22 protein-coding genes are annotated in these 22,891 nt (G+C 40.2%); 7 read left to right on the forward strand and 15 right to left on the reverse strand.

Features of this window, described 5'->3' with window-relative positions:
• Nucleotides 1-99: 99 nt before the first annotated feature.
• Both LXL81_RS00935 and LXL81_RS00940 read right to left on the reverse strand, forming a co-directional pair.
• Nucleotides 100-963: a DMT family transporter gene (locus LXL81_RS00935; RefSeq protein WP_234644827.1), complete on the reverse strand. Its 864-nt coding sequence runs from the start codon at nucleotides 961-963 to the stop codon at nucleotides 100-102.
• A gap of 15 nt (nucleotides 964-978) precedes the next feature.
• Nucleotides 979-1,179, reverse strand: a complete 201-nt coding sequence (locus tag LXL81_RS00940; RefSeq protein ID WP_234644828.1) for a YwbE family protein — start codon at nucleotides 1,177-1,179, stop codon at nucleotides 979-981.
• 425 nt (nucleotides 1,180-1,604) lie between these two features.
• Between LXL81_RS00940 and LXL81_RS00945 the strand changes: the two genes are divergently transcribed.
• On the forward strand, nucleotides 1,605-2,783 hold the full coding sequence (locus LXL81_RS00945; RefSeq protein WP_234644829.1) for an MFS transporter: 1,179 nt from the start codon (nucleotides 1,605-1,607) through the stop codon (nucleotides 2,781-2,783).
• Here LXL81_RS00945 and LXL81_RS00950 read toward each other — a convergent pair whose 3' ends face one another.
• A complete protein-coding gene (locus LXL81_RS00950; RefSeq protein WP_234644830.1) occupies nucleotides 2,784-5,018 on the reverse strand; it encodes an FUSC family membrane protein in 2,235 nt (744 codons plus the stop codon).
• Between the two features lie 196 nt (nucleotides 5,019-5,214).
• Here LXL81_RS00950 and LXL81_RS00955 point away from each other — a divergent pair, with 196 nt between their 5' ends.
• From LXL81_RS00955 to LXL81_RS00970, 4 genes are read left to right on the forward strand one after another with little or no spacing between them, the layout of a single operon-like run.
• Complete coding sequence (locus LXL81_RS00955; protein ID WP_409013830.1) at nucleotides 5,215-5,796, forward strand: HPP family protein; 582 nt, start codon at nucleotides 5,215-5,217, stop codon at nucleotides 5,794-5,796.
• 40 nt (nucleotides 5,797-5,836) lie between these two features.
• Nucleotides 5,837-7,108: a chloride channel protein gene (locus LXL81_RS00960; protein WP_234644831.1), complete on the forward strand. Its 1,272-nt coding sequence runs from the start codon at nucleotides 5,837-5,839 to the stop codon at nucleotides 7,106-7,108.
• 60 nt (nucleotides 7,109-7,168) lie between these two features.
• Nucleotides 7,169-7,651: a GNAT family N-acetyltransferase gene (locus tag LXL81_RS00965; protein ID WP_234644832.1), complete on the forward strand. Its 483-nt coding sequence runs from the start codon at nucleotides 7,169-7,171 to the stop codon at nucleotides 7,649-7,651.
• A gap of 24 nt (nucleotides 7,652-7,675) precedes the next feature.
• The gene (locus LXL81_RS00970; RefSeq protein ID WP_234644833.1) at nucleotides 7,676-8,227 is read left to right on the forward strand and encodes a GNAT family N-acetyltransferase; all 552 of its coding nucleotides are present in this window, start codon (nucleotides 7,676-7,678) and stop codon (nucleotides 8,225-8,227) included.
• A 75-nt stretch (nucleotides 8,228-8,302) separates the two neighbouring features.
• On the opposite strand, the gene LXL81_RS00975 is transcribed toward LXL81_RS00970, so the two are convergent.
• The 5 genes from LXL81_RS00975 to LXL81_RS00995 form a co-directional block, all read right to left on the reverse strand.
• The gene (locus LXL81_RS00975) at nucleotides 8,303-8,743 is read right to left on the reverse strand and encodes an organic hydroperoxide resistance protein (protein ID WP_234644834.1); all 441 of its coding nucleotides are present in this window, start codon (nucleotides 8,741-8,743) and stop codon (nucleotides 8,303-8,305) included.
• Between the two features lie 28 nt (nucleotides 8,744-8,771).
• Nucleotides 8,772-9,218, reverse strand: coding sequence for a MarR family winged helix-turn-helix transcriptional regulator (locus LXL81_RS00980; RefSeq protein WP_234644835.1), 447 nt, complete (start codon nucleotides 9,216-9,218; stop codon nucleotides 8,772-8,774).
• 137 nt (nucleotides 9,219-9,355) lie between these two features.
• The gene (locus tag LXL81_RS00985) at nucleotides 9,356-9,880 is read right to left on the reverse strand and encodes a ferritin (RefSeq protein ID WP_159466943.1); all 525 of its coding nucleotides are present in this window, start codon (nucleotides 9,878-9,880) and stop codon (nucleotides 9,356-9,358) included.
• Nucleotides 9,881-9,992: 112 nt separating this feature from the next.
• The gene (locus LXL81_RS00990) at nucleotides 9,993-10,352 is read right to left on the reverse strand and encodes a hypothetical protein (protein WP_234644836.1); all 360 of its coding nucleotides are present in this window, start codon (nucleotides 10,350-10,352) and stop codon (nucleotides 9,993-9,995) included.
• A gap of 408 nt (nucleotides 10,353-10,760) precedes the next feature.
• Entirely contained in the window at nucleotides 10,761-12,434 is a 1,674-nt protein-coding gene (locus LXL81_RS00995) for a glutamine--tRNA ligase/YqeY domain fusion protein (protein WP_234644837.1), read from the reverse strand.
• A gap of 255 nt (nucleotides 12,435-12,689) precedes the next feature.
• On the opposite strand from LXL81_RS00995, the gene truA reads away from it, so the two are divergent.
• On the forward strand, nucleotides 12,690-13,424 hold the full coding sequence (truA, locus tag LXL81_RS01000) for a tRNA pseudouridine(38-40) synthase TruA (RefSeq protein ID WP_234644838.1): 735 nt from the start codon (nucleotides 12,690-12,692) through the stop codon (nucleotides 13,422-13,424).
• Between the two features lie 6 nt (nucleotides 13,425-13,430).
• On the opposite strand, the gene LXL81_RS01005 is transcribed toward truA, so the two are convergent.
• The 5 genes from LXL81_RS01005 to LXL81_RS01025 all read right to left on the reverse strand — a co-directional run bounded on the left by LXL81_RS01005 (nucleotide 13,431) and on the right by LXL81_RS01025 (nucleotide 20,745).
• Nucleotides 13,431-14,186: a DUF1835 domain-containing protein gene (locus LXL81_RS01005; RefSeq protein WP_234644839.1), complete on the reverse strand. Its 756-nt coding sequence runs from the start codon at nucleotides 14,184-14,186 to the stop codon at nucleotides 13,431-13,433.
• A gap of 66 nt (nucleotides 14,187-14,252) precedes the next feature.
• Nucleotides 14,253-15,842 (reverse strand): aldehyde dehydrogenase (NADP(+)), encoded by a 1,590-nt coding sequence (locus LXL81_RS01010; RefSeq protein WP_234644840.1) that lies wholly within the window; start codon nucleotides 15,840-15,842, stop codon nucleotides 14,253-14,255.
• A gap of 119 nt (nucleotides 15,843-15,961) precedes the next feature.
• Nucleotides 15,962-16,924, reverse strand: a complete 963-nt coding sequence (locus LXL81_RS01015) for a MoxR family ATPase (protein WP_234644841.1) — start codon at nucleotides 16,922-16,924, stop codon at nucleotides 15,962-15,964.
• Nucleotides 16,925-16,983: 59 nt separating this feature from the next.
• Nucleotides 16,984-18,348, reverse strand: a complete 1,365-nt coding sequence (locus tag LXL81_RS01020) for a peptidylprolyl isomerase (RefSeq protein ID WP_409013857.1) — start codon at nucleotides 18,346-18,348, stop codon at nucleotides 16,984-16,986.
• A 105-nt stretch (nucleotides 18,349-18,453) separates the two neighbouring features.
• Nucleotides 18,454-20,745, reverse strand: coding sequence for a peptidylprolyl isomerase (locus LXL81_RS01025; RefSeq protein ID WP_234644843.1), 2,292 nt, complete (start codon nucleotides 20,743-20,745; stop codon nucleotides 18,454-18,456).
• A 364-nt stretch (nucleotides 20,746-21,109) separates the two neighbouring features.
• On the opposite strand from LXL81_RS01025, the gene LXL81_RS01030 reads away from it, so the two are divergent.
• Nucleotides 21,110-21,589, forward strand: coding sequence for a hypothetical protein (locus LXL81_RS01030; RefSeq protein ID WP_234644844.1), 480 nt, complete (start codon nucleotides 21,110-21,112; stop codon nucleotides 21,587-21,589).
• Here the strand turns inward: LXL81_RS01030 and aqpZ are convergent, their stop codons facing one another.
• Both aqpZ and LXL81_RS01040 read right to left on the reverse strand, forming a co-directional pair.
• Nucleotides 21,590-22,270 (reverse strand): aquaporin Z, encoded by a 681-nt coding sequence (gene aqpZ, locus LXL81_RS01035; RefSeq protein ID WP_234644845.1) that lies wholly within the window; start codon nucleotides 22,268-22,270, stop codon nucleotides 21,590-21,592.
• Nucleotides 22,271-22,423: 153 nt separating this feature from the next.
• Nucleotides 22,424-22,813 (reverse strand): VOC family protein, encoded by a 390-nt coding sequence (locus LXL81_RS01040; RefSeq protein WP_234644846.1) that lies wholly within the window; start codon nucleotides 22,811-22,813, stop codon nucleotides 22,424-22,426.
• Between the last annotated feature and the right edge of the window lie 78 nt (nucleotides 22,814-22,891).

Genomic DNA, 22,891 nt, shown 5'->3' on the forward strand with positions numbered 1-22,891 from the left:
AATAAATGTAATAAAGACGCTTATTCTTGAATATACTTGCGCTTTTCTACTTAACCGCAATGGACGCGATGGGTTTACGCAATGGGTGCAATGGATTTTTTAAGCGGACAATTTTTTTCTTTTCAGAAAAGTGATTCCGATTCCGGCGAGAATGATGATGCCGCCAATGATCATTTGAAGTGAGACTTTTTCATTGATAAAGAGCCAGGCCAGCAAACCTGTCACCAGAGATTGACTGAGTAAACTTAATGAAACACGTTGTGCATCCAGTTTTTGAACTGCGTAACTTATCGTTAGCCAACCTAATAACTGACAAATTAAACCCTGAATGCTCAGCACGCCCCAAATTGCTGGCGTGAAATTCCATAATTGCTGGCCTGTGACCAGACAAATGATCAGTAAATAAATACTGGAAACGGACATACTGTAAACCATGAAACTGACGATTTTCATCCGGTTCAGGACTTTTTTGCTGACGATCATATAGCTGGCGTATAAAAGCCCGGATGTAAGAGCCATCAGAAATCCTTTGTCAAAACGCATTTGCGTAAAAGTGTCCAAACCCATCAGAATGACCATACCTGATAGCGCAACCAACGTTCCCATCCAGAATTGTTTTCCGGGTTTGTCATGGAGAAAAAGTGCAGAAGCGATTCCTACCCAAACCGGTGATAAATTGGTAAGTAATGTGGCCTGTGTTGCGTTGGAATAATGAATTGATAAATTCCAGATGGCAATATCACTTCCAAATAAAATGCCGCAAATAAAAATGGGAAGCCATAAAGACCGGTCAGGTTTTTGAAGCTGATTTTTGATCAGAACATAGGGTAACAGAAAAATAACCGCAATGGCCATTCGGTAAAATGCAGAAGACAATCCCGAAACGGGCGCCCATTTAACCAGAACAGGGAAAATACTGATACTAATAATGCCAATAAGAAGACAGATCCGGGGGCTAAGCATGAGCACAATGTAAAGTTATCCGATGATTTTTACTCGTCCAACTTCTCCGTTCATAAGTCTTACTTTAATTCCATGTGTATGTTTTGGTGCACTGGTCAATATATCTTTTACAATGCCCTTTGTCAGTTTTCCGGTACGCTGATCCTGCTTTAAAACAATTGATACTGCCAATCCCGGCGTTATATTTCTCCGTTCGGTTCCTGATACTTCATCCATATTCCTGTTTTTGTCTATTAAGAAAACATAAATTTTTTCAAAATTAGAACAAAATGGCTAGGGAACATCATCCTCAGTGATATTCATTGCTATAAGGTTAACGAATTATATTTTTCCAAGTTTTTGTTACGCAGGATATATTATTCAACTTCAAATCCCGACATAGTTTGCGGCATACAACGAATGTAAATATGTTAAATATTATTTCTTCTTTGAATATTCAAATTGGAAAAATGTTTCTAAAAATGCTCTTTCCTTCATCTTGAACACATTTCAAATTATAGACGTTACCTTTCCTTAATTATTGAAGTTTTTGCCAACATTTTAATATAGATGTCCAGACTTCTTAAAATCTTGCTTTTTGTTTTGTATATCAATTTAACAAAACAAAGAAACACCTACTGGAAATGTTATAAGAAATTGATATGAAAAAGAGCGTACTGACTTTAACCCTTGGTGGTTTTGGAATTGGAATGACCGAATTCGTGATTATGGGAATTCTGCCGGATATCGCAAAATCACTGGAAATTACAATCCCCGAAGCCGGGCATTTAGTATCGGCTTATGCGCTTGGTGTTGTTGTTGGTGCTCCTTTGCTTATCGGTTTTACAGGGAGCAAACCGCCGAAAACGATCCTGTTGTTATTGATGGTTTTGTTTACCGTTTTCAATACTATTTCAGCTTTTGCCCCAAGTTACTATATGCTCTTGCTTTCCAGATTCTTTTCCGGAATGCCGCATGGAGCATTTTTTGGCGTGGGTGCGGTAGTCGCCGGACGGTTGGCAGAACCCGGGAAAGAGGCGCGGTCTGTTTCGCTCATGTTTGCCGGATTAACAATCGCCAATCTGATTGGAGTTCCTTTGGGCACATTTATCGGCCATCATATCAGCTGGCGGATAACGTTTATGATCGTCGGTGTGATTGGTCTGCTGACAACCACCAGTATTAGAATCTGGATGCCTTCACTCGCTGTAACCAATACAAAAGGGTTGTTGAGCGAGCTTAAATTTTTTACACGCCTTGACGCCTGGTTGATCGTGGCTGTTATTGCGGTTGGTACCGGCGGATTCTTTTGCTGGTATAGTTACATCGCTCCGTTATTGACGGAGGTTGCAGGATTCAGTGATGATTCCATTATGTATATTCTCGTGTTAGCCGGATTGGGTATGGTCATTGGTAACTTTATCGGTGGCCGTCTTGCAGACCGGTATTCACCTTTAATCAGTTCCGCGGGGTTATTATTTGCAATGGCTGTGTCTCTAACTATTTTATTCTTTGTTTCCCACAACCAGGTATTGACATTAATTTCAACATTCGTCACTGGTGCCATCGCATTTGCCATGCTGTCGCCTTTACAAATGCTGATGATCAACACCGCCAAAGGTGCTGAAATGCTGGCTGCTTCTGTAAGCCAGGCAAGTTTTAATATTGGAAACGCGCTTGGAGCCTATTTGGGCGGTTTGCCCATTGCAGCTGGTTTAGGATTTAATTCTCCCGAATGGGTGGGCGCAAGTCTGGCAATCGGCGGCGTGTTGGTTTCATTTGTGCTGATGTTCCATTTAAAAAGAAACCGAGAAATTCGTCTACAGGCGGTTGAAGCATAACTAAACCTCAACGGAAATTTTATTCAGGATTTTAATTTCATCAATGGTAATGGTACTGATCAGTTCAAAAAGTCCATTAATGGTCTTAAAATCCGACAAAGCCTTTCTTGCAGGTGAGTGTGCAGATTTTTCAATACCCATTTCTTTAAGTTCTTTTTTCCGGATCGTTAGCAGTTCAATCAATTTCTGGTTTTGCGGAAGCGATTCTTTGATCACTTCATTTCCGATATGCTGCTCTCCGTCAATCACTTTAATTGCCGTTTCAAACTGACGGTCAATTTGACGGATCATCGGTTTGAATTCTTCCGATAAATAACTTTGTCCCACTGTTTGCGCGTAGGTAGAAAGTGATGCAATGTAGGAGGTAAGCATATGGCTGGTTGCCACAAACTGGTGGTGTTCTTCCATTTTAACCTGCTGCTTTTTGGGTTCGGAAAGCATACGCTGGAAATTGTCGGAGAGGTTGGCCATGGCAATAATGGCTTGTTTCCGATGCAATTTTAATTCCCCGATATTTAAGGAAACACCGGTGAAAATTGTTGAAACATTATCAAAATATTTTCGGTTTGCGTCGAGCGCTTCCTTCATATACTGCTTAATCTGCGTATGTTCCCATACCGGAAGCACATAGGAAGAAACAAAATACGCGATGATGGATCCAATGACCGTATCAATCACACGATCCTGTAAAACGGCCGTGATGTGATGCGGATTAAGAAAATTAAACCAGAGCAGCACGTAAAGCGTAATGCCGGTTGAGGCAACAAAATAATTGATCTTTAAAAAACTGTATGCCCCAATCATGGCAAGCATCATGATAATAAAAATCACAGTGTCATCTTTTACAAGATAAAGCGTCAGAAATCCGATAATCGCACCTAAAATCGTCCCGCCGATCCGGTATTTATTTCTTTGTTGTGTAATGCTGAATGCCGGTTTCATGATTGTTACAATGGTCAGCAAAATCCAGTATCCGTGGCCAACATCAAAAAACAGAGAGCCTAAGAATCCTATAATCAGAGCCAGTGTAACGCGGAAAGCATGGCGGAAATGACTGGATTTAAATGATAGATTATCCAGCAAAATTCGCGGCGAATACTCTTGTTTGGTTATAAAATCGTCCGTGTCAAGATTAGGTTTATAATCGTTGCTCAAATTGACATCGTAAGCGGTTGCCCTGTGAAGTTTTTTTATCCGTTCGGTTATATCCTGGATACTGTTCAATATCTGGCGCAGCATGATAAAATCTTCCACATTATCATGCGTCATTCTGCTTTCTCGAATTTTGTCAAAAGCCAGCTGGCATTTGTTGAAGGCTTCATCAAGGTCATGTTTTGATTTTGATGGAAACCCGCCCTGCACGGCCAATCCGATTTGTAAAAGTTCATCGGCAAGCCAGCTGATATAAGTACCATAAAGCCGCAGGATTTTAGTATTGTCGAAAGCTCTGTGCAGGTTTGAATAATTCTGCTGGGAATTCAGGATCCGCTCCATTAAATCAACACTATCCAAAAACATAAGCATCAAAATCCGGCTGGTATTTGTGGATTCTGAAACGATCTGTCGGGTTTTGAAAAGAATTTCTCTCAACGTTTCATGATTTTCCCGAAGGATCACCTGCTGGTGAATCATTTGATTAAACAGCTCGTCATAATCCGGTTTGGCGAAGTAATACCCGGCTTTGACAGAAAGTAATTTTCCAAGTTCAACAAAATTTTCTCCTAATAACTGCTGTATCAGTTTGTAGGGACGTATTTTTTGCAGAATAAGAAACAGGATCAGATACCAGATTCCGCCGGCAGAAAAAACCAGCGCATTATGGAGCACCATGTCCCGGCTGATGTGATCATCAATATTAAAAACAAAAACAAGCAGCGATATCAGACCAATGCTGTTTGCACGGTTCCCGTAAACGCCAACAAGCGAGAAAAACATACCGAAAAGTATGATCTCAATGAAGGAAATAAAGTGAATATGTCTTAGGAAACCTGTTACGCAGGCAACGAAGAAGCAGGTCACTATGGCGATCATCAGGGAATTTCTTCTACGATGCACAGGTCCCGGGTTATCCGTGGTGCCGATGAGCAAGGTACCTAACGGGAAAGCGATGAGGTCATTCAGGATACCGTAATGATGAAAGATAAGGCACGGGATTACAGCTCCTAACGTCAGACGGATGCCCGTGGAAAGGTAGTGGCTGGAAATAAATTTCTTAAACTCATCAAGGTAATTCATGCAAAAGCTAAACGGTGGCTGATTCGGTACTTCCAATATCAACTTTATGTATGACAAAAACGATACCTGAGCATAAATTTCTTGCTTCGGATCTCAGTCTTTTAGCCGCTGAGGTCTAAATTTAGAAATATTTACGAACCATAACCTTTGGGAAATGGTTTTCTTTAATACATTTTACGGAATAATTATATTTGTTTTGAGAAAGCATTTAAGGAAACATGCCAGAATGGCCCGGTATGTCATTTACAAGGAAACATTAATAGACTTCAGGGATCATTTCTGGACTTTTGTAGGTTCATTTGCAGGCATTGGTATTATAGGATTTTTAAATCAGAAAAGCTTTACACATATAGATAATCTGTTTTTGATCGGGTCATTTGGTGCATCTTCTGTTTTGATTTATGGTATTGTCAACAGCCCTCTCGCACAGCCCAGAAACCTAGTTGGCGGTCATGTTATTTGTGCTTTGGTAGGCGTAACGGTCCATTATATCATCCCAAATGAAATCTGGCTTTCTTCTGCATTTGCCGTTTCTATCTCCATCGTGATGATGCAGATCACGAAAACCCTTCACCCTCCCGGCGGCGCAACTGCACTTATTGCCAATATCGGATCTGAAAAAGTAACCAGTCTGGGTTATTTGTATGTGCTTAGTCCGGTTTTATCAGGGGTCATTATATTGCTTCTCGTTGCCCTAGTCGTTAATAATATGACATCTCATAGAAAATATCCAATTAATAAACATTGGTATAAAGTTCACAAAAGACGATATCTTTAGCTTTTCAAAACGATGATTTAGTTTTTGCAAATCAGAATTTATGAATACAAGTGCATTATCTCCTTATCGGCAAAAAAAAGCGAAAAGGACAATTACAGTTTTAGGCGCAGCTGCCATGATCGGTGTTTTTGCAGCTTTGGTGGCCGATACTTTGAAAGTGATTACAGAACATTATGAGCATGACTTCCTGCACCGGCTCGGAGAGAACAGATATCTGATTTTCTTTTTACCCCTGATCGGTTTTAGTACCATTCATATTTTGAGACATTTTTTGTTTCGAAATAAACCCAATAAAGGAATACGGGAAGTAATGGATTCTATTGTCAGAAATGGCAAAACGCTGCCGGCTTACAAGATTCCTTCTCATTATTTCAACGGGTTTCTGACCGTAATTTTTGGCGGATCCACAGGAATTGAAGTATCCACAGTGGTTGCAACGGCTTCCATCGGTGCACTATCCAGTCATAAAATTAACGATTTAAGTAAATACCGCACCGACCTTATTTGCGCAGGACTGGCTGCTGGCGTAACTGCTTTATTTAATGCACCCATTGCCGGATTTATGTTCGCCTATGAGGTTTTTACAAGCCGCAGAAAAAAGACGCATATTGCTGCGGTGGCAACGGCAATCCTGACCTCTTTTCTTTTGACGAAATACTTTTTTTACAAACAGGTTTTTGATTTTAATGTGACGGTCTGGCACAAAGAAGCCATCCCTTATTTTATATTGCTGGGTATCCTGGCTGGTTTTAATGCAGTGTTTCTAACCAAAAGTGTACTCTATTTCAAAAAAATCTTTGGATCCATCCAAAATGATTATGTCAAAATACTGGCAGGTTCATTGATAATCTCTACGCTCGTATTTTTCTTTCCAAGCCTTTATGGCGAAGGTTATGCCGGAATTAAAAGTCTGACAATCGTTTCTCAACCTTCTGATCTTTTGGTGTTGCTGCCTTTATTGTTTGTCTTGTTTTTAAAACCTATTGCCACCTCGGTGACGCTGGGAGCTGGTGGTGACGGAGGTGTTTTTGCTCCAAGTTTATTTATCGGTGCTTTTCTCGGTCTGATCACGGCAATGACACTAAATCATTTTTTCCACCTGAATCTTATTCCACTCAACTTTATTGTGATAGGAATGGCAGCCGTTTTAAGCGGAAGTATTCATGCACCATTGACATCGATTTTTCTGGTTTGCGCCATAGCCGACAATTATATTTTATTTGTACCGATTGTGATCGCCTGTCTGATTTCGCGCTTCGTGGCTAATAAAATTTATCCATTTACGGTTTATACGTATAAGCCCATGGCTTGATTGTTGTAACTGAAAATTAAGTTCGTTTATAGTACTATTAACATAAATTAAAAGGGTTTTATGAATATCAGAAAGGCAATTGATCAGGATCGTCATGAGGTTTGGGAAATTTTTACAGCGGTAATTCAGACGGGTGATACCTATGTCTTTGCCCCTGATACCGCAAAAGAGGATCTGGATAAACATTGGTTTTCGCCTTACATGGATACCTATGTTTTGGAAGAAAATGGAGAAATTCTGGGCACATACATTATCAGACCTAATCAAATTGATTTAGGATCTCACGTTGCCAATGCAGCTTATATGGTGCATCCAAATGCGCAGGGAAGAGGAATAGGAAAGCTGCTTTGTGAGCATTCATTGATGGAAGCACGCAAATTCGGCTTTTTGGCCATGCAGTTTAATCTGGTCGTGAGTACGAATGAGGCAGCCATAAAACTCTGGAAAAAATATGGATTTGAGATAATCGGTACAATTCCAAATGGATTTAATCACCTTACACTTGGCTATGTTGATGCGTTTATTATGTATCTTAAACTATAAATTTACATGAACTGGTAACTTTCCATGCTCACATTTAATTTTGAAACCTTCCCCGTCCTTGAAACAGAAAGACTGTTATTGAAAGCAATTTCAATGGATTTTGTAGATGATATTTTTCATCAGCGAAGCAAAAAAGAGGTTATGCAGTACATCGCAAGACCGATGCTTTATTTGAAAATTCAGGCAGAGGATCTGGTTAAAAATTATCAGTATTTGTATGAACAAAGAATCAGTATTTCCTGGGCCATCACGCTGAAAGATTCCGGCCAGATGATCGGTACGGTTGGTTTTCCAAGAATTAATAAGGACAATTACAGAGGTGAAGTTGGTTATTCTCTTGATCCTGATTATTGGTTTAAGGGCTATATGAACGAAGCTTTACAGGAGGTTTTAAGATTCGGTTTTGGAGAATTACACTTTCACAGTATCGAAGCGCTTATTCATCCGGATAATAAAGCTTCTTCTGATCTGGTTTTGAAACATGGTTTTGTGAAAGAAGCCTATTTTAAAGAGTATACTTATTTTGAAGGGACGTTTCTGGATGTTGAAGTATATTCTTTGCTGGCTGGAAAATAAATTTCAAGTAGCCATAACTAAAAAATCCGTTTGCAAACTGCAAACGGATTTTTTAGTTAAAACAGAACCTGTATCCTACTGAACTGCCAATTCGTTTGTTGTCGTTTTTAACGTAACTTCAACGTTTCCACGGGTGGCGTTTGAATATGGACAAACCTGATGAGCTTTTGCGATCAGATCGTCTGCAACGGATTGTTCCACACCCGGAATGTTGGCTTCCAGTGTAATCACCAATCCAAATCCGTCCGCCTCATTTTTACCAATTCCTACATGCGCGGTTACGTTCGTCATACCTGTTTTAATTTTGCTGCGCTGAATGATCAGGCTTAGTGCGCTGTCAAAACAAGCCGCATATCCCGCTGCAAATAATTGTTCAGGATTGGTGTAATCATTATTGGCTCCGCCCATTTCTTTTGGCAAGCGCACTTCCAGTTCCAAAACTCCGTCGGATGACGTTACTTTTCCATTTCTTCCGCCTGTCGCTGTTGCTGTCGCGGTATATACTGCATTGATCATCTTTGTTTCGTTTTAGTGAGTTATTCAATTAATTACTATGTACTGTTTCAATCTTGTTGATTTTATCAAGGAGGCCTGTCGCCAGTATTTTCATTTCAAGTAACTCTTTATCAGTGAGATCAAGGCTACATTTTATCTGTTCCGGAATGTCAGAAGCACTTTCCTTCAATTTTTTTCCTGATTCTGTTAAGGTGATAATGACCACACGTTCGTCTTCTTTTAGCCTTTTCCGCATAACCAGTTCACGGTCTTCCAGTTTTTTTAATAAAGGAGAAAGTGTGCCGGAATCAAGCATAAGTTTATGTCCAAGCTCCTTCACTGAAACGGAGTCTTCTTCCCAAAGCACCATCATCACAAGATATTGAGGATAGGTCAATCCAATTTTCTCCAGAATAGGGAGATAGTGACTTGTGATTTTCCTTGACAAAGCATAAAGCGGAAAACACAGCTGATTTGATAATTTTAGAATATCCATATCTTGTTATTGATTGTGTAAAATTAAATTGTATACAATTGAATTGCAAGTTTTGATTCAATTAATTTTTAGAAAACAAAAAAAGGAGCCGCACCATGATGATGCAGCTCCTTTAATAATCTTAAGATTTTATAATCCTAGTTTTCAGAATTTAACTTCAAAATAGCTTTATCGATGTGGTAGCGGCCAGTTCCTTCTTCACCTATCACATCAAAAAGTTCGATCGCACGACGAGCGTTGTCTTCTTCTTCAATCTGTTCGTTTACAAACCACTGCATGAAGGTTTCTGTTGCGTAATCTTCTTCGCGGCGTGTCTGCGTTACAATACGGTTAATTGATTGTGTAACCGCGATTTCGCTTTGTAGTGCTGCTTCAAATACACTTCTGAATGAAGCAAATTCCTGTTTTACAGCAGGTACCTCAGGAGAAACCGCAGTTCCGCCTACAGTCATGATGTAATTGAAAATTTTCAACATATGTCCGCGCTCTTCGTCGGATTGTTTAAGGAAATAAGCGGCGCTGTTTCTGTAACCATTGCGGTCGCACCATGAAGCCATAGCCAAATATTTAGCTGAGGCTTCTGCTTCCATTTTAACCTGGTTGTTCAATAATATTTCTATCTCTTCTTTTAAGGAAGTACGGGCTCTAAGTAGATCTCTCATGGTATTCGTGTTTATCTTTTGAAGTAATAAGCACAAATATCAAAGGAAAGTTCGTCATAACAAGACGAACGCTTAAATTTGGAATTGGTCTAATATGAAGGCCGTCAGCTATTTAGACTAATTCTTGTTCTACGTAAAGAATGGTGTGAAGAAGAGAATTTAGCTCGATTGCGAAGTGTGTTCCGTTCACAAGTTCTCTTAACTGGATCAGTTCGCAAAGGGTAAGTTTCTGATTGATATTAAGTTGAGGAGCTTCAACGAATTCGTAATCAGACTCGTCAGAAAGGTCAAATAATCTGCTTTTGATGTCAATATTGTTTACCAAACGACGAAAATTCAGGAAATCCTGGATACGAAATGAAGCAATCATCTCTCCAAAATGAATTACAATTCTTGAACTTTTATCACACTGAAAGCTGAAACCTTTGGAGGTACTGAACAATTCATTCGGGTTATTCACTGCAACTGACATTTAGATGACCTTGAAATCTGCCACAAAGATAAATCGTAACTTTTATCATTGCAAGTATTATTTAAAACCAATCTAATTATATGGAGTGTTTAACTGAATTTTAATCAAGAAAAAAACGTCGTTCCCTTTTTCAAGTAAACGACGTTTTCAAACGAAGTGGATATATAAATTCCTCTAAATTTTCAACCAAGCCAGGTAGAGGCATGAAAATACTTTAAGTCCGAAGGACTGATATTATTATAGGAGAAGTGAAATTTAGCGTATTTTGTTTCTCAATTTCTATAATAATAACATCCCTTCGGGATTGAAAACGACAATTTACTAACGTTTTAATTCTATTGCGTTTCGGTATGCTAACCAAGCCAGCTTTATTTGAAGAAAATCCAATGGCCATCAGCCAGCAGCTATCTACTTTTCCCCGGCCTTCGCCCAGTTGTCACGCAAAGTCACCGTACGGTTAAAAACCGGTTTCTCAACCGTACCATCCGGATCAGCTGCGAAGTATCCTTTTCTTAAAAACTGGAATGATTCGCCTGGTTTTGCTTCTTTCAATGCAGGTTCTGCAAATCCTGTGATGATGTTTAACGATTCCGGATTCATATATTCCTTGAAATCACCTTCTTCCGACGCAACATTTTCAACAGAAAATAAACGGTCATATAACCTGACTTCAACCAGAACACCATGTTTTGCAGAAACCCAGTGCAAAGTTCCTTTTACATTGATACCCGTCGTATCCTGCCCGCTTTTGCTGTTTTCAATATAAGTACAATGCACTTCGGTAACCTCACCGTTTTCATCTTTAACCACAGAGTTAGCCTGAATGATGTAAGCTCCTTTCAAACGCACCATTTTACCCGGCGCAAGTCTGAAATACTTTTTGGACGGAACTTCCATGAAATCTTCGCGTTCGATGAAAATCTCTTTTGTAAAAAGAATTTCCCGCATACCCGTTGCGATATCCTCCGGGTTATTTTCCGTAATGCAGGTTTCAGAAAGATCCTCAGGGAAATTGGTGATCACCAGTTTCAAAGGATCAAGAACCACCATTCTGCGAAGGGAAGTTTTGTTCAGATCTTCCCGCACACAAAATTCCAGCAAACCTACATCGATCATATTTTCCCGACGTGCTACGCCGATACGATCGCAAAATTCACGGATACTGGCAGGTGTATAACCCCTTCTGCGCAAACCGCTGATGGTTGGCATCCGCGGATCGTCCCAGCCATTTACGTGGCCATCCTGAACTAGCTGCAACAATTTTCTTTTGCTCGTAACCGTATAATTCAGATTCCTGCGCGCAAATTCATATTGATGCGACGGATATATTTCCAGCTTTTCGATCAGCCAGTCGTATAGTTCACGATGCGGAATAAATTCCATTGTACAAAGCGAGTGCGTTATGTTTTCAATGGAATCACTTTGTCCGTGCGCAAAATCGTACATCGGATAAATGCACCATTTGTTGCCGGTACGGTGGTGATGCGCATGTTTGATACGGTATAAAATAGGGTCGCGCATCAGCATATTCTGGTGCGCCATATCAATTTTTGCACGGAGTGTATGACTTCCATCCGGAAAATCTCCGTTTTTCATTTGCTCAAAAAGAGCCAGATTTTCTTCAATCGTGCGGTCCCGGAACGGACTGTTTTTTCCCGGCTCTGTTGGTGTGCCTTTCAATGTTGCAATTTCCTCCGAAGTGGAATCATCAACATAGGCTAGGTTCATATGGATAAGCCTTACCGCATAATCGTATAAGGTATCGAAATAGTCAGAAGCATAAAGTTCGTTCCGCCATTCAAAACCCATCCAGCGGATGTCATTTTTAATACTTTCAACGTATTCTGTATCTTCCGTCGTTGGATTAGTATCATCAAAACGCAGGTTGGTATAACCTGGAAATTTCTTTGTCAATCCAAAATTCAGACAAATACTTGAAGCGTGACCGATATGAAGATATCCGTTTGGTTCGGGAGGAAAACGGGTCACAATTTCCTTGTACTTACCCGTTTGCAGGTCCGCCTCAATGATCTCTTCAATAAAATTCAGGCTCTTCTCTTCTTTTTTCTCTTCCGTAATCATACAGTACTGGAAATATATTAATTGTCAAAGTTAATGTTCTTCACGTCAACCTCGAAATAATTTGTGTTCTTTGAATGAAATCTGTATTTAATTCAGTATTCTGTTGTCAAATTTATACAAACGCAACAGTTTTAAGAATATTCAAGATTTAGATTAACACGAAAAAGTACAAATCAGTGCCTGATCTAGCCCATCATTAATCTTTACTTTTAAACCTAAAAAGGTAAACTCACTACTTTCTCTTACTTTTGCTTCATGCGCTATTTTATAGAATTCAGCTACAAAGGAACAAATTACAGTGGTTGGCAGAAGCAAAACAATGCCATTTCTGTCCAGCAAAAACTGGATGAAGCACTTACGCTTATTTTGAGGGAAACGATTGAAACCGTAGGCAGCAGCCGGACCGATACCGGCGTACATGCCGAACAGCAATATGCGCATTTTGATATTATTGAGGCCGTTAAGGATTGCGATTTATTGACTTACCGGCTTAACAGTCTGCTGCCATTCGACATTGCTGTTCACCGTGTTTTTCCTGTTGAAGATACTGCCCATTCCCGTTTTGATGCCAGTTACCGGCGTTATGAATACCGGATCGTGAAAAGGAAAAATCCTTTTCTATTTGGTGAATCACATATTTTTCACAAACCGCTGAATATTGAGCTGATGAATGAGGCGGCATTGCTATTGTTTAAATATAAGAACTTCGAAAGTTTTAGTAAGCTACACACGCAGGTTAACAACTTTCTTTGTGATATTACTGAGGCAGAATGGTTTGAAAAAAATGGCATTCTGATATTCAGTGTGAAATCAAACCGTTTCCTGCGTGGTATGGTCCGGGCGCTGGTTGGGACATTACTGGAAGTGGGTACCGGCAAAAAAAGTATAGCAGATTTTGAAAAAATTATTCAGGCACAGGACAGGAGCAAGGCAGGAGCACAGGCACCTGCGGAAGGTTTATTTTTGGTTGAAGTCGGGTATCCGGAGTAGGAAATTTTACTGTATTTTTTCCAAAAGTTTTTCAACCTGCCAGTCGCCAAAGCCATAAATTCCTTCCCGTTTGCCAAACTCTTTAAAGATCGTTTTAAAATCTGTCGTTTCTTTTTCCTGCATAATCTGCTTTAAAACCATTTCCGGTCTGTGAGCTTTCCGGTCAAGCTGAGCCTGGATAACCTGACTTAAAAATCGAAAATTTTCTGATTTCATCATTGCCAGTTCTGCGAATTTTTCACGGTTATCATTTTTGTAAGCATCCCAGAGATTAGCCAGCAGACTTAAATCAGCCAGTGAAAGTTCCTGTTTGTTTAGGTAAGCATCGGCCAAAGCATGACGATCCATCGGGCCAAATCCACGCCAATCAGGTTCCTGGCCGATTAGCGGCGGTTTGATGATATAAGATTTAAGAGTATGCGCAACAGGCAGCAGCAGTGAAGCGCAAAACCATAAATTTGCCTGGCAAAACAAATCATCCTCAAACCAAAAGTTAACTTCCGAGTTGGCAGGGATTGCTTTTATTTTTTCAAATTCAGTAACAACTTCTTCAAAATAAACTTCCTTCTCTTCACCATAAGTTTCCTGAATAAAACCTGCGCGGGTTTCCCAGAATGCTTCCGGTGTTTCGCCATTTACAGGTCCGTCAACCAGACATTCTCTTGCAATAATGATTTCGCCGGTTAGCAATTCAGCCGGGAAGTTATCCAGCAATGCGTCACCGTTAAGAATATGGAAGGTTTTGTTTTTTGTTGAAATCATGGCTTTGTCCTGAAAATAATTTAAACGCTTCCATCTGTTATTTATGGAAGCGTTTAAAGTTAAGTTTTATATTGAACGTTTGGTTGTCTCATTATTGACCAATCTGAAAATTCCCAGCGGATTGGCGTTTTTCAATTCAACAGGAAGTAAAGAGTCATCCCAATCCTGAAACGATTGCGGACGGACAAAACGAAGAATGGAATGCCGGCCAACAGAAGTGAATCGGGCATCCGTCGCCGATGGAAATGGCCCGCCATGATGCATGGAAGGACAAACTTCTACGCCGGTAGGAACGCCATTCATAATAAACCGTCCACAAATTTTGGAAAGCGTTCTTAGTAATTCAGGATAACGGGAAGCTTCGTCAGCGTCAGCCATCAGCGATGCAGTTAATTGCCCCTTCAAATGAGAAATGGCCGAAAGTAATTCAGCTTTATCCTTACAAATAACCAATAAGGAAAATGGCCCGAAGACTTCTTCATGGATTTTAGGGTTTGCAATGAAATCTTTGCCGCTCACTTTTGCAACCGAAGCCTGAGATTGATTTTCCTGTTCTTCCGTCAAATCGGAATAAGCCAGTTCGGTCACACCTTCTTGCCCGACCAGTTCATCTCTCAACTTATAAAAATTGGAACGGATACCGGCCGTCAACATTGTTGTTGAGGCGGTTTTCAGGATTTCGTTTTTATAAGCTTCCTCATATAAATTCAGCGAACCGGTTTCAATAACAAATACCAATCCGGGATTTGTACAAAATTGTCCGGCCCCCAGTGTCACAGAACCCGCCATGGTTTTGGCTAATTGCAGCGCATTCTTTTCAAGATATTCAGGTAGTATAACAACCGGATTCACACTTCCCATTTCAGCAAAAACAGAAATTGGTTCTTCACGTTCCTGCGCCATTTTGTGCAGTGCCATTCCACCTTTTATGGAGCCGGTAAAACCAACAGCCTTGCTGGCCGGATGTTTGACCAGGGCAGCGCCCACTTCAAAACCATCATCATACAACATAGAGAAAACGCCATCCGGCATTCCTGTTCTTTTCGCTGCTTTCACTATCGCTTGCGCTGTAAGATCACTTACGCCGGGGTGTGCCGGATGCGCTTTCACTACTACCGGATTTCCGGCTGCCAGAGCAGGACCAGTATCAACGCCGGCAACTGAATAGGCAAAAGGAAAGTTACTCGAACCAAAAACAATGATTGGCCCGATAGGAATAAGCATTTTACGCAGATCTGACTTGGGAATCGGCGTGCGATCAGGAATGGCAGTATCAATACTCGCTTCCACCCATGACCCCTCACGGATCAGATCTGCAAATTGTGTTAGCTGATTAATCGTCCGTGCTCTTTCGCCTTGTAAACGTGCAATGGGTAATCCGGTTTCAAGATTTGCTCTTTCCAGTAATTCATCACCGATGGCCAGTATTTCTTCGGTAATAGCAATCAAAAAATCGGCTCTCTTTGCCGCGGGAATTTGCGAATATTCGTCGAAAGCTTTTTGGGCAAGTTCCATGGCCTGGGCTACTTCATCAGGAGTAGCGGTATGAAACTTTTCAGGTAATTCTATATTTTGAGCCGGAACGTACGACTTGAAAGTATGTTCGTTTTGAGATGAAAGTGAGTAACCTATATAATTTTCTCCTTGAATTGTCATCGTTTCAGTATGGTTTTGATGTTGAGATTGGAATAGATGAATACCTGTAAAAGCAAAAATTGCGTTGATATCCTTTACAGATCAACGCAATTTTATATACTTTAAATTCCTTTTTCTGATTAAAGAAGGCGGGCGATAATGTCGTCAACCGATATGCCCTCGGCCTCTGCTTTAAAGTTTCTGATTATTCTATGACGTAACACCGGAAGTGCAACGGCCTTCACATCTTCAATATCCGGGGAATATTTTCCGGAAAGTAAAGCGTTACATTTGGATGCTAAAATCAAGGCTTGTGAGGCACGCGGGCCAGCGCCCCATTCAAGATAATCATTCGTATCTTTTATTGCGAGAGCAGAAGAAGGTCTGGTTTTATGGACCAGTTTTACTGCATATTCAATCACATGATCAGTAACCGGAACGCGGCGGACCAGATGTTGGAAATCCATAATTTCTTCCGCCGTGATCACTTCTTTAACCTGGTATTTTGAATCGTTGGTTGTGTTTTTTACGATATGAACTTCCTCCGCATATGACGGATAATCCAGCTGGATCATAAACATAAACCGATCCAACTGTGCTTCGGGAAGCGGATAGGTTCCTTCCTGTTCAATCGGATTTTGCGTCGCCAGTACGAAAAAGGGACGTGATAAAGCGTGACGTTGTCCGGCGATTGTTACAGAATACTCCTGCATGGCTTCCAAAAGCGCTGACTGCGTTTTTGGAGGCGTACGGTTTATTTCATCCGCCAGAATGATATTTGAAAATATGGGTCCCTGAATAAATTTGAAATTGCGGTTTTGATCCAAAGTTTCAGAACCCAGAATATCCGACGGCATTAAGTCCGGGGTAAACTGAATCCTGTTAAATTTTAAATCAAGCGATGAAGCAATGGTTTGAATAAGCAGTGTTTTAGCCAATCCCGGTACCCCAACCAGCAAACAATGTCCCTGACAAAAAATGGCTGTAAGCAACCTTTTAATAACTTCATCCTGTCCGACGATCACTTGACCTATTTCACTACGGATTTTCTCATAGGCCACTTTCATAGCCTCGGCTGCTTCAACGTCAGATTTATAATTCACAGTGAGTCAATTTTCAATTTTGGGGAATCTTAAATTTCTTCAATCGTTACGCTTTGAACTCAGGTATCGCTGCCGTTGGACAACCCCAGAATTTTACAATTTTTATATTCAGGTTCTACACTAATGAAAACATCACCCTGCGCTTTTTTGAACCACTCTTCCAGGGCATGATTTCTTTTATTACTCAACACGATCTGGGAAATTTTCTCATAGTCATCACGAAGATTGGCAGTATGCGGCTCAGACCGGCTTTTGTACCAAAGAATACGCATCGCACTTCTTCCATCCTCCGTACGGTAAGAAACCGGCACGCTTAAATCTCCAACTTTCATGGTATCAATAGCGAAATAAAGCGCAGGGTCCATTGAAGCATCCAGTGTCAATCGTCCAAGCTGTGTATTTCTGTCCTGGATAATTCCACCTGTTTCTGCGGTTTCTTTATCCTCTGAATTGTTAAGCGCCGCTTTCGCAAATTTCAAACTATCGGATTTGATAAGAATGCGTAAACTGTCAAGTACACGTAGCGCACTGCTCATGTCCGTTCCTTTGTTATAATCCGGGCGCAAAAGAATGTGACGCGCATGATATTCGGCGCCACGGGTTTCAATCAGTTTGATTAAGTGAAAACCAAATTGCGATTCCACGATGTCTGACATTTCGCCTGGTTTCAAACCAAGTGCTGTTCCTTCAAATTCAGGAACCATCGCACCACGTTTTGCAAAACCCAGATCCCCGCCATTTTTTGCAGATCCAACATCCTCAGAATAAATCGTTGCAAGCATGGCGAAATCTTCACCTTTTTCTGCACGTGCTCTCAATTCAAGAAGCTGGTTTTTTAATTTATCTTTTTGTTCTCTGGTCACCGTTCCCAACCGGACAATATGCCCGATTTCAACTTCTGACGGAATATATGGCAAACTGTCTTTTGGTATAGCGTTGAAGAATTTACGGACATCACTCGGTGTGATCTTCACATTACCGGAAATGGTACGCTGCATTTTTTCAACCACTTTCTGTTCTTTTACCTGCGTACGGAGTTCGGTTTTTAAGTTTTCTACGCTTTTTCCGTAAGCTTCAACCAGGTTTTTTTCTGATCCGAAACGCTGGATCATATAATTCATCTTTCCGTCCAGCTCATTATCAACATCCTTATCCTCAACAGTTACTGAGTCAATTTCAGCTTTTGCCAAAAGCATTTTGTTGATGATCAGTGATTCCAGGATCTGGCATTTTTCCGGTGCTTTCTGACCATTCTGGGCGTAGCTGTTATACATTTCTTCCAGCTCGGAATTGAGGATATAATGGTTATCCACACGGGCAATAATTTTGTCAATCATAACACCCTGCTGCCCTTGCCCGTAACCAACCAGACTTAAACACAATGTGCAGATTGCAAAACATTGCATTACTATCAATCTATTTATTTTCATATTATTTTAAGTGTTCCTAAGTTGAAATAGTAGGGCTTATCGTGATCCGGTTTTGTAATAAAAAGATAGTCAACCGGTTTTTAAAATGCTAATTTACGTTTAACGCTTAATTTTTTCTAATTCTTGTTGATTCACTTTTACAGGAAATTTCTGCTGAAGCTTTTCAAGCCACTGTTTTTCCAATACTTTCTGATATTCATTGATGACACCGCCCCGTGCTTCGGCGAATGTTTTTACTCTGGCCGGTTCAATTTTTTCTATATCGATCCAATAAGTTAAACCATTGGCAGTCAATGTTTGTTCACCGGCTTCCCATTTAGCCTGACCTAACAATGCATTATTTTTCTGAAAATATCCTTCCTGAATAATAACGGCATCCGGCGTCACTGAATTATAGACTTTCTCAACATCTTTTTTAGACTGACTGTAAAACTGAAAACTTATTCTTCTATTACGCTCAATTTCGGCAGATTGACGAAAAGATCCGTAATCTTTTTCAAGAATTTTAACAATGGATATATTTTTTGAGCTTAAATACTGAACCGCTTTTCTTATTCTGTCGGCTGAAATTGTTTCGGCTTCTGTTGAAGAACGATAACCGGCTACTTCAACAACATAATCCGGATTCTTTTGAAGAATGATATATACATCATAAAGTTTGTCGATCTGATCCTGTGTCAAATCGCTGGAACCTTCTTTGAATATCAATTCATTCGCTTTTCTTTCCAGTAAATATGGACTTTTTGCAATTGCTCTTTTTACAGCGTGAAGTGTGGCAGTATCCGGAGCCGTTACAATGGTTCCAAAAGCGCGTTCAGGATAACGGAAATGCTCCATATTTTTTTGATAATATGCCTGCTGACCGACAGAGTCTGTAAGTGAACGCTGTAAAACATTTTCTTCTGTGAGCAGGTCAAGCAAAACGCCCTGACGGATTTCTGTTATCTGGCTTTTAAATTCCGGATAAGTTTCTTCCAGGTGCTCTTTTTCGTAAGCAAAAAGACGATCCGTCAGATAATCATTATAATAATGTTTGAAAATAACCTCCGGTGCGGAGCCCTTTGGTCGTGGTTTCTGCTGTGTTTTGATATAATTTAAAAAAGAAAGTGCTTCGTATGGTCGCTTTTCGATTGTAAATAATACATTGGAAGCCCAGTCCGTTGATACAGCTTTCATGTAATCCCAGGAACCTGAAATTAGCGTACTGTCAATTAATGGATTAAATAAGGCATATTGATCGGCAAATTCCTGTACTGCATATTTGGTGCGAAGACGTTTTGCTGTGGCCTGATCCAAAACCTTTCCTCTGGAATCGGTAACCACTTTTTGTCTCAGAGTTGGTGCCATCACACTATATGGTTCCAGATTCTTTTTTTCAATCAGTTTGATGATATGCCAGCCGTAAGACGACAAAACGGGTGCGGCATAAGCATTTGGTTTTGTCAGTGCAAATGAAGTTTCTTCGACTTCCGGTACCATCTGTCCTGTGCCAAAAGGGGGTAGGAGTCCATGATTTTTGCTGGATTGTTTGTCATCAGAATAGCTTTCTGCAACAGCATCCCATTCCTGACCAGACTGAAGCTTTTTATATGCTTCGTCAATCTTAATTTTTGCAGCTGTTTTCTGCGCTTCCGTAGCTTTTTTATCCACTTTCACCATGATGTGCGCAATCCTCACCGTTCCCCGGCTTGCCCTGCGATCATTCACTTTGATAATATGATAACCCGTTTTACTTCGTACAGGTTGGGATATTTTTCCAACAGGCAAATTATAGGCAGTCGTTTCAAATGGATAAACTGTTTGAAAAACCGTAAAATAACCAAGGTCACCTTTGTTATGAACTGCCGACGGATCTTTGGAAAATTTTGCAGCCATATCACTAAAATCGGCACCTTCTTCCAGTCTGCCGCGTAATGCAACGGCGGCATTGTAGGCATCCATTGTATCTTTCGGTGAGGCATCTTCCGGAATCGCAATCAAAATATGAGAAGCTTTCACTTCCTGTTTCATCCTCGCGTATGCCTCTGTTGAGAGTTTTTCAACAAGCACTTTGTCAACCAAAAAGTTTTTGGCCAATTGGTCATAATACGAGTTTATTTCTTCCTTATAATCATTTGTCGTATCCAATCCCTCTTGCCGGGCAGCGAGCATTTTAATTTTCTGATCGCGGTAGACAGGTAAATATTCCTCTGCTGTAAGCTCTTTGACAGAATCAGAAGCAAATTTATTTTTGGTATAAGAATCTAAAAAATCAGTTGCGGTAAACTTTTCAGTGCCAATTTGAATAAGCGCAGGTGTTTCAGTAACTACTTGTGTTTTAGGAGCTGAGGTCTTACAGGAATTGAATATAACTGCGGAAAGCAGAGAAATCAGTATTGGGTATTTAAGCATACGTGTACACAATTCGTAAATCAGAGATTGTTCATCTCCGCATAATTTTAATCTAACTTTTTAATAATCTAATTATTGTATTTGCCCAAAGTTATGTCGTTTCATACGAGTATAAAAATAATACGCTGATGAAGGTTTATTTTGTACAGTTAAATTCCCCGGTATGGTGTGAAAAATAGTGGAAATACGCTACAATTCAGCAGTATGGATAAAGCATGAAATAACATGTAAAAACTGCCTTTTATGAAAATAAATTTAATCTATATGGTTTAAAGAATATTATCAGGAATTATCCTCGTGTTGTAACCATTAGGCATAGAATTTGTGCAAATTTGAGAATACCTTCACTTATTCAGCAATCGCGATGGAAGATTCCAAATTACATGAGTTCGTTCTGAAAATAAGCTCGTTATGGAACGAACAAAAAATTAGAGAAGTGCTTTATCTGGAAGCTTTGAAGAAAGATAGTATGGGGCCTCTCAGAAAAATGCTAACGCAGGGTCATTTCAGTGCCTTAATATTTCAGAAGGAAATTCATTCGATTTACGATTATTTTAAGTGTTTTCTTACAGACAAAGATCTGATAAGCGATAAGGAAGTAAATTTGAATACAATTGCAGGATTGTATGATCTGGAAGAAAAAGAAGAAGTAACTGACTATTTGAAAAAAACGGAAGGTAGAATTTTACAGTCTTATAAATCACTTTATAAATATCTGGATAGGGATTTGGAAATCAAACGGGTTGTTGATGAACACCTGAACAGAATTTCTGAATTTTATGAAATCCTGTCCAGGTATGACATCGTGCGGATTAAAGATTTAAAGCGCTCTGTTTCGGCCTGATCAGTCTTCGCTCGAAAGGAATTTGTAAACAATTCCTGCCAATGCTGCTCCAACCACCGGTGCTACAATAAATAACCAAAGCTGCTCTGTTGCCCAGCCACCAACAAATAATGCCTGACTGATACTTCTTGCAGGATTAACCGAGGTGTTCGTAACAGGAATACTGATCAGGTGAATCAATGTTAATGCCAAACCGATCGCTATTCCTGCAAATCCGCCTGCTGCTTTTTTATCAGTCGCACCAAGAATAATAATCAGGAACATAAAAGTCATTACGATTTCTGTAACAAGTGCTGCCGCCATGCTGTATTTTCCCGGGGAATGATCACCATATCCATTTGCGGCAAAATCTCCGATCGTGCTGCCATTTCCGGTTATGATAAATGATAAAACCGTTGCTGCGGCAATTCCGCCCAGGATCTGTGCAACGATGTAAGGCAATAAATCTTTCCCCGAAAACCTGCCGCCAATCCATAGCCCAACGGATACTGCCGGATTAAGATGCGCTCCTGAAATGTGTCCGAGTGAATAAGCAATGGTCAATACTGTTAATCCAAAGGCAAAGGAAACGCCAAGCAGGCCAATTCCTACATGTGGAAATGCTGCTGCAAGAGCCGCACTTCCGCAACCGCCTAAAACCAACCAAAATGTCCCGATAAATTCTGCTGCGTACTTTTTCATGTGTGTATAGTATTATGTTTAAAAGTGTGATAATTGTTTTTGGAATAATAGACGCAATTAGCGTTTGCAGGTCACAGTTAGCTGAAAATCAAAAAGCCCGGAAATGTAAATCGGGTTTACATTTCCGGGCTTTTTGTGTTAAATATCAGACTGCTATGCTTCGTAAAGTTCTATGGGAAGATCGTCAGGATCTGCAAAAAAAGTGAATTTTTTACCTGTGAATTCATCAATTCGTATTGGTTCCGGATGTACATCTCTTTTTTCAAGTTCTGCAATGGCCTCTTCAATATTTTCGACCTGAAAAGCCAGATGGCGCAGCCCTGTTGCTTCTGGTCGCGACGGACGTTTGGGAGGTTCGGGAAATGAAAATAATTCGATACAATATTGACCATTTAAAGAAAGATCAAGTTTGAAAGATTGTCTTTCCGCACGGTTCACTTCTCTGTCAATCGTAAAACCTAAAACATCAGTATAAAAACTTTTCGACTTTTCGTAGTCTGATGCGATAATGGCAATATGATGTATTCCTTTCAGTTGCAGCATTTGATAAGATTAAATTTTGTAAACAAAAAAAGAAAGTTAGTTTTTTGGATTTAAAATACAAATCCGCCGAACGATTTT

This window comes from Dyadobacter sp. CY356, from assembly GCF_021440195.1.
In the GTDB taxonomy this organism is placed as follows: Bacteria; Bacteroidota; Bacteroidia; order Cytophagales; family Spirosomataceae; genus Dyadobacter.

Coding starts and splice junctions, on each gene's coding strand:
- LXL81_RS00935 (WP_234644827.1), bottom strand. CDS start 963: ATGCTTAGCCCCCGGATCTGTCTTCTTATTGGCATTATTAGTATCAGT.
- LXL81_RS00940 (WP_234644828.1), bottom strand. CDS start 1,179: ATGGATGAAGTATCAGGAACCGAACGGAGAAATATAACGCCGGGATTG.
- LXL81_RS00945 (WP_234644829.1), top strand. CDS start 1,605: ATGAAAAAGAGCGTACTGACTTTAACCCTTGGTGGTTTTGGAATTGGA.
- LXL81_RS00950 (WP_234644830.1), bottom strand. CDS start 5,018: ATGAATTACCTTGATGAGTTTAAGAAATTTATTTCCAGCCACTACCTT.
- LXL81_RS00960 (WP_234644831.1), top strand. CDS start 5,837: ATGAATACAAGTGCATTATCTCCTTATCGGCAAAAAAAAGCGAAAAGG.
- LXL81_RS00965 (WP_234644832.1), top strand. CDS start 7,169: ATGAATATCAGAAAGGCAATTGATCAGGATCGTCATGAGGTTTGGGAA.
- LXL81_RS00970 (WP_234644833.1), top strand. CDS start 7,676: ATGCTCACATTTAATTTTGAAACCTTCCCCGTCCTTGAAACAGAAAGA.
- LXL81_RS00975 (WP_234644834.1), bottom strand. CDS start 8,743: ATGATCAATGCAGTATATACCGCGACAGCAACAGCGACAGGCGGAAGA.
- LXL81_RS00980 (WP_234644835.1), bottom strand. CDS start 9,218: ATGGATATTCTAAAATTATCAAATCAGCTGTGTTTTCCGCTTTATGCT.
- LXL81_RS00985 (WP_159466943.1), bottom strand. CDS start 9,880: ATGAGAGATCTACTTAGAGCCCGTACTTCCTTAAAAGAAGAGATAGAA.
- LXL81_RS00990 (WP_234644836.1), bottom strand. CDS start 10,352: ATGTCAGTTGCAGTGAATAACCCGAATGAATTGTTCAGTACCTCCAAA.
- LXL81_RS00995 (WP_234644837.1), bottom strand. CDS start 12,434: ATGATTACGGAAGAGAAAAAAGAAGAGAAGAGCCTGAATTTTATTGAA.
- truA (WP_234644838.1), top strand. CDS start 12,690: ATGCGCTATTTTATAGAATTCAGCTACAAAGGAACAAATTACAGTGGT.
- LXL81_RS01005 (WP_234644839.1), bottom strand. CDS start 14,186: ATGATTTCAACAAAAAACAAAACCTTCCATATTCTTAACGGTGACGCA.
- LXL81_RS01010 (WP_234644840.1), bottom strand. CDS start 15,842: ATGACAATTCAAGGAGAAAATTATATAGGTTACTCACTTTCATCTCAA.
- LXL81_RS01025 (WP_234644843.1), bottom strand. CDS start 20,745: ATGCTTAAATACCCAATACTGATTTCTCTGCTTTCCGCAGTTATATTC.
- LXL81_RS01030 (WP_234644844.1), top strand. CDS start 21,110: ATGGAAGATTCCAAATTACATGAGTTCGTTCTGAAAATAAGCTCGTTA.
- aqpZ (WP_234644845.1), bottom strand. CDS start 22,270: ATGAAAAAGTACGCAGCAGAATTTATCGGGACATTTTGGTTGGTTTTA.
- LXL81_RS01040 (WP_234644846.1), bottom strand. CDS start 22,813: ATGCTGCAACTGAAAGGAATACATCATATTGCCATTATCGCATCAGAC.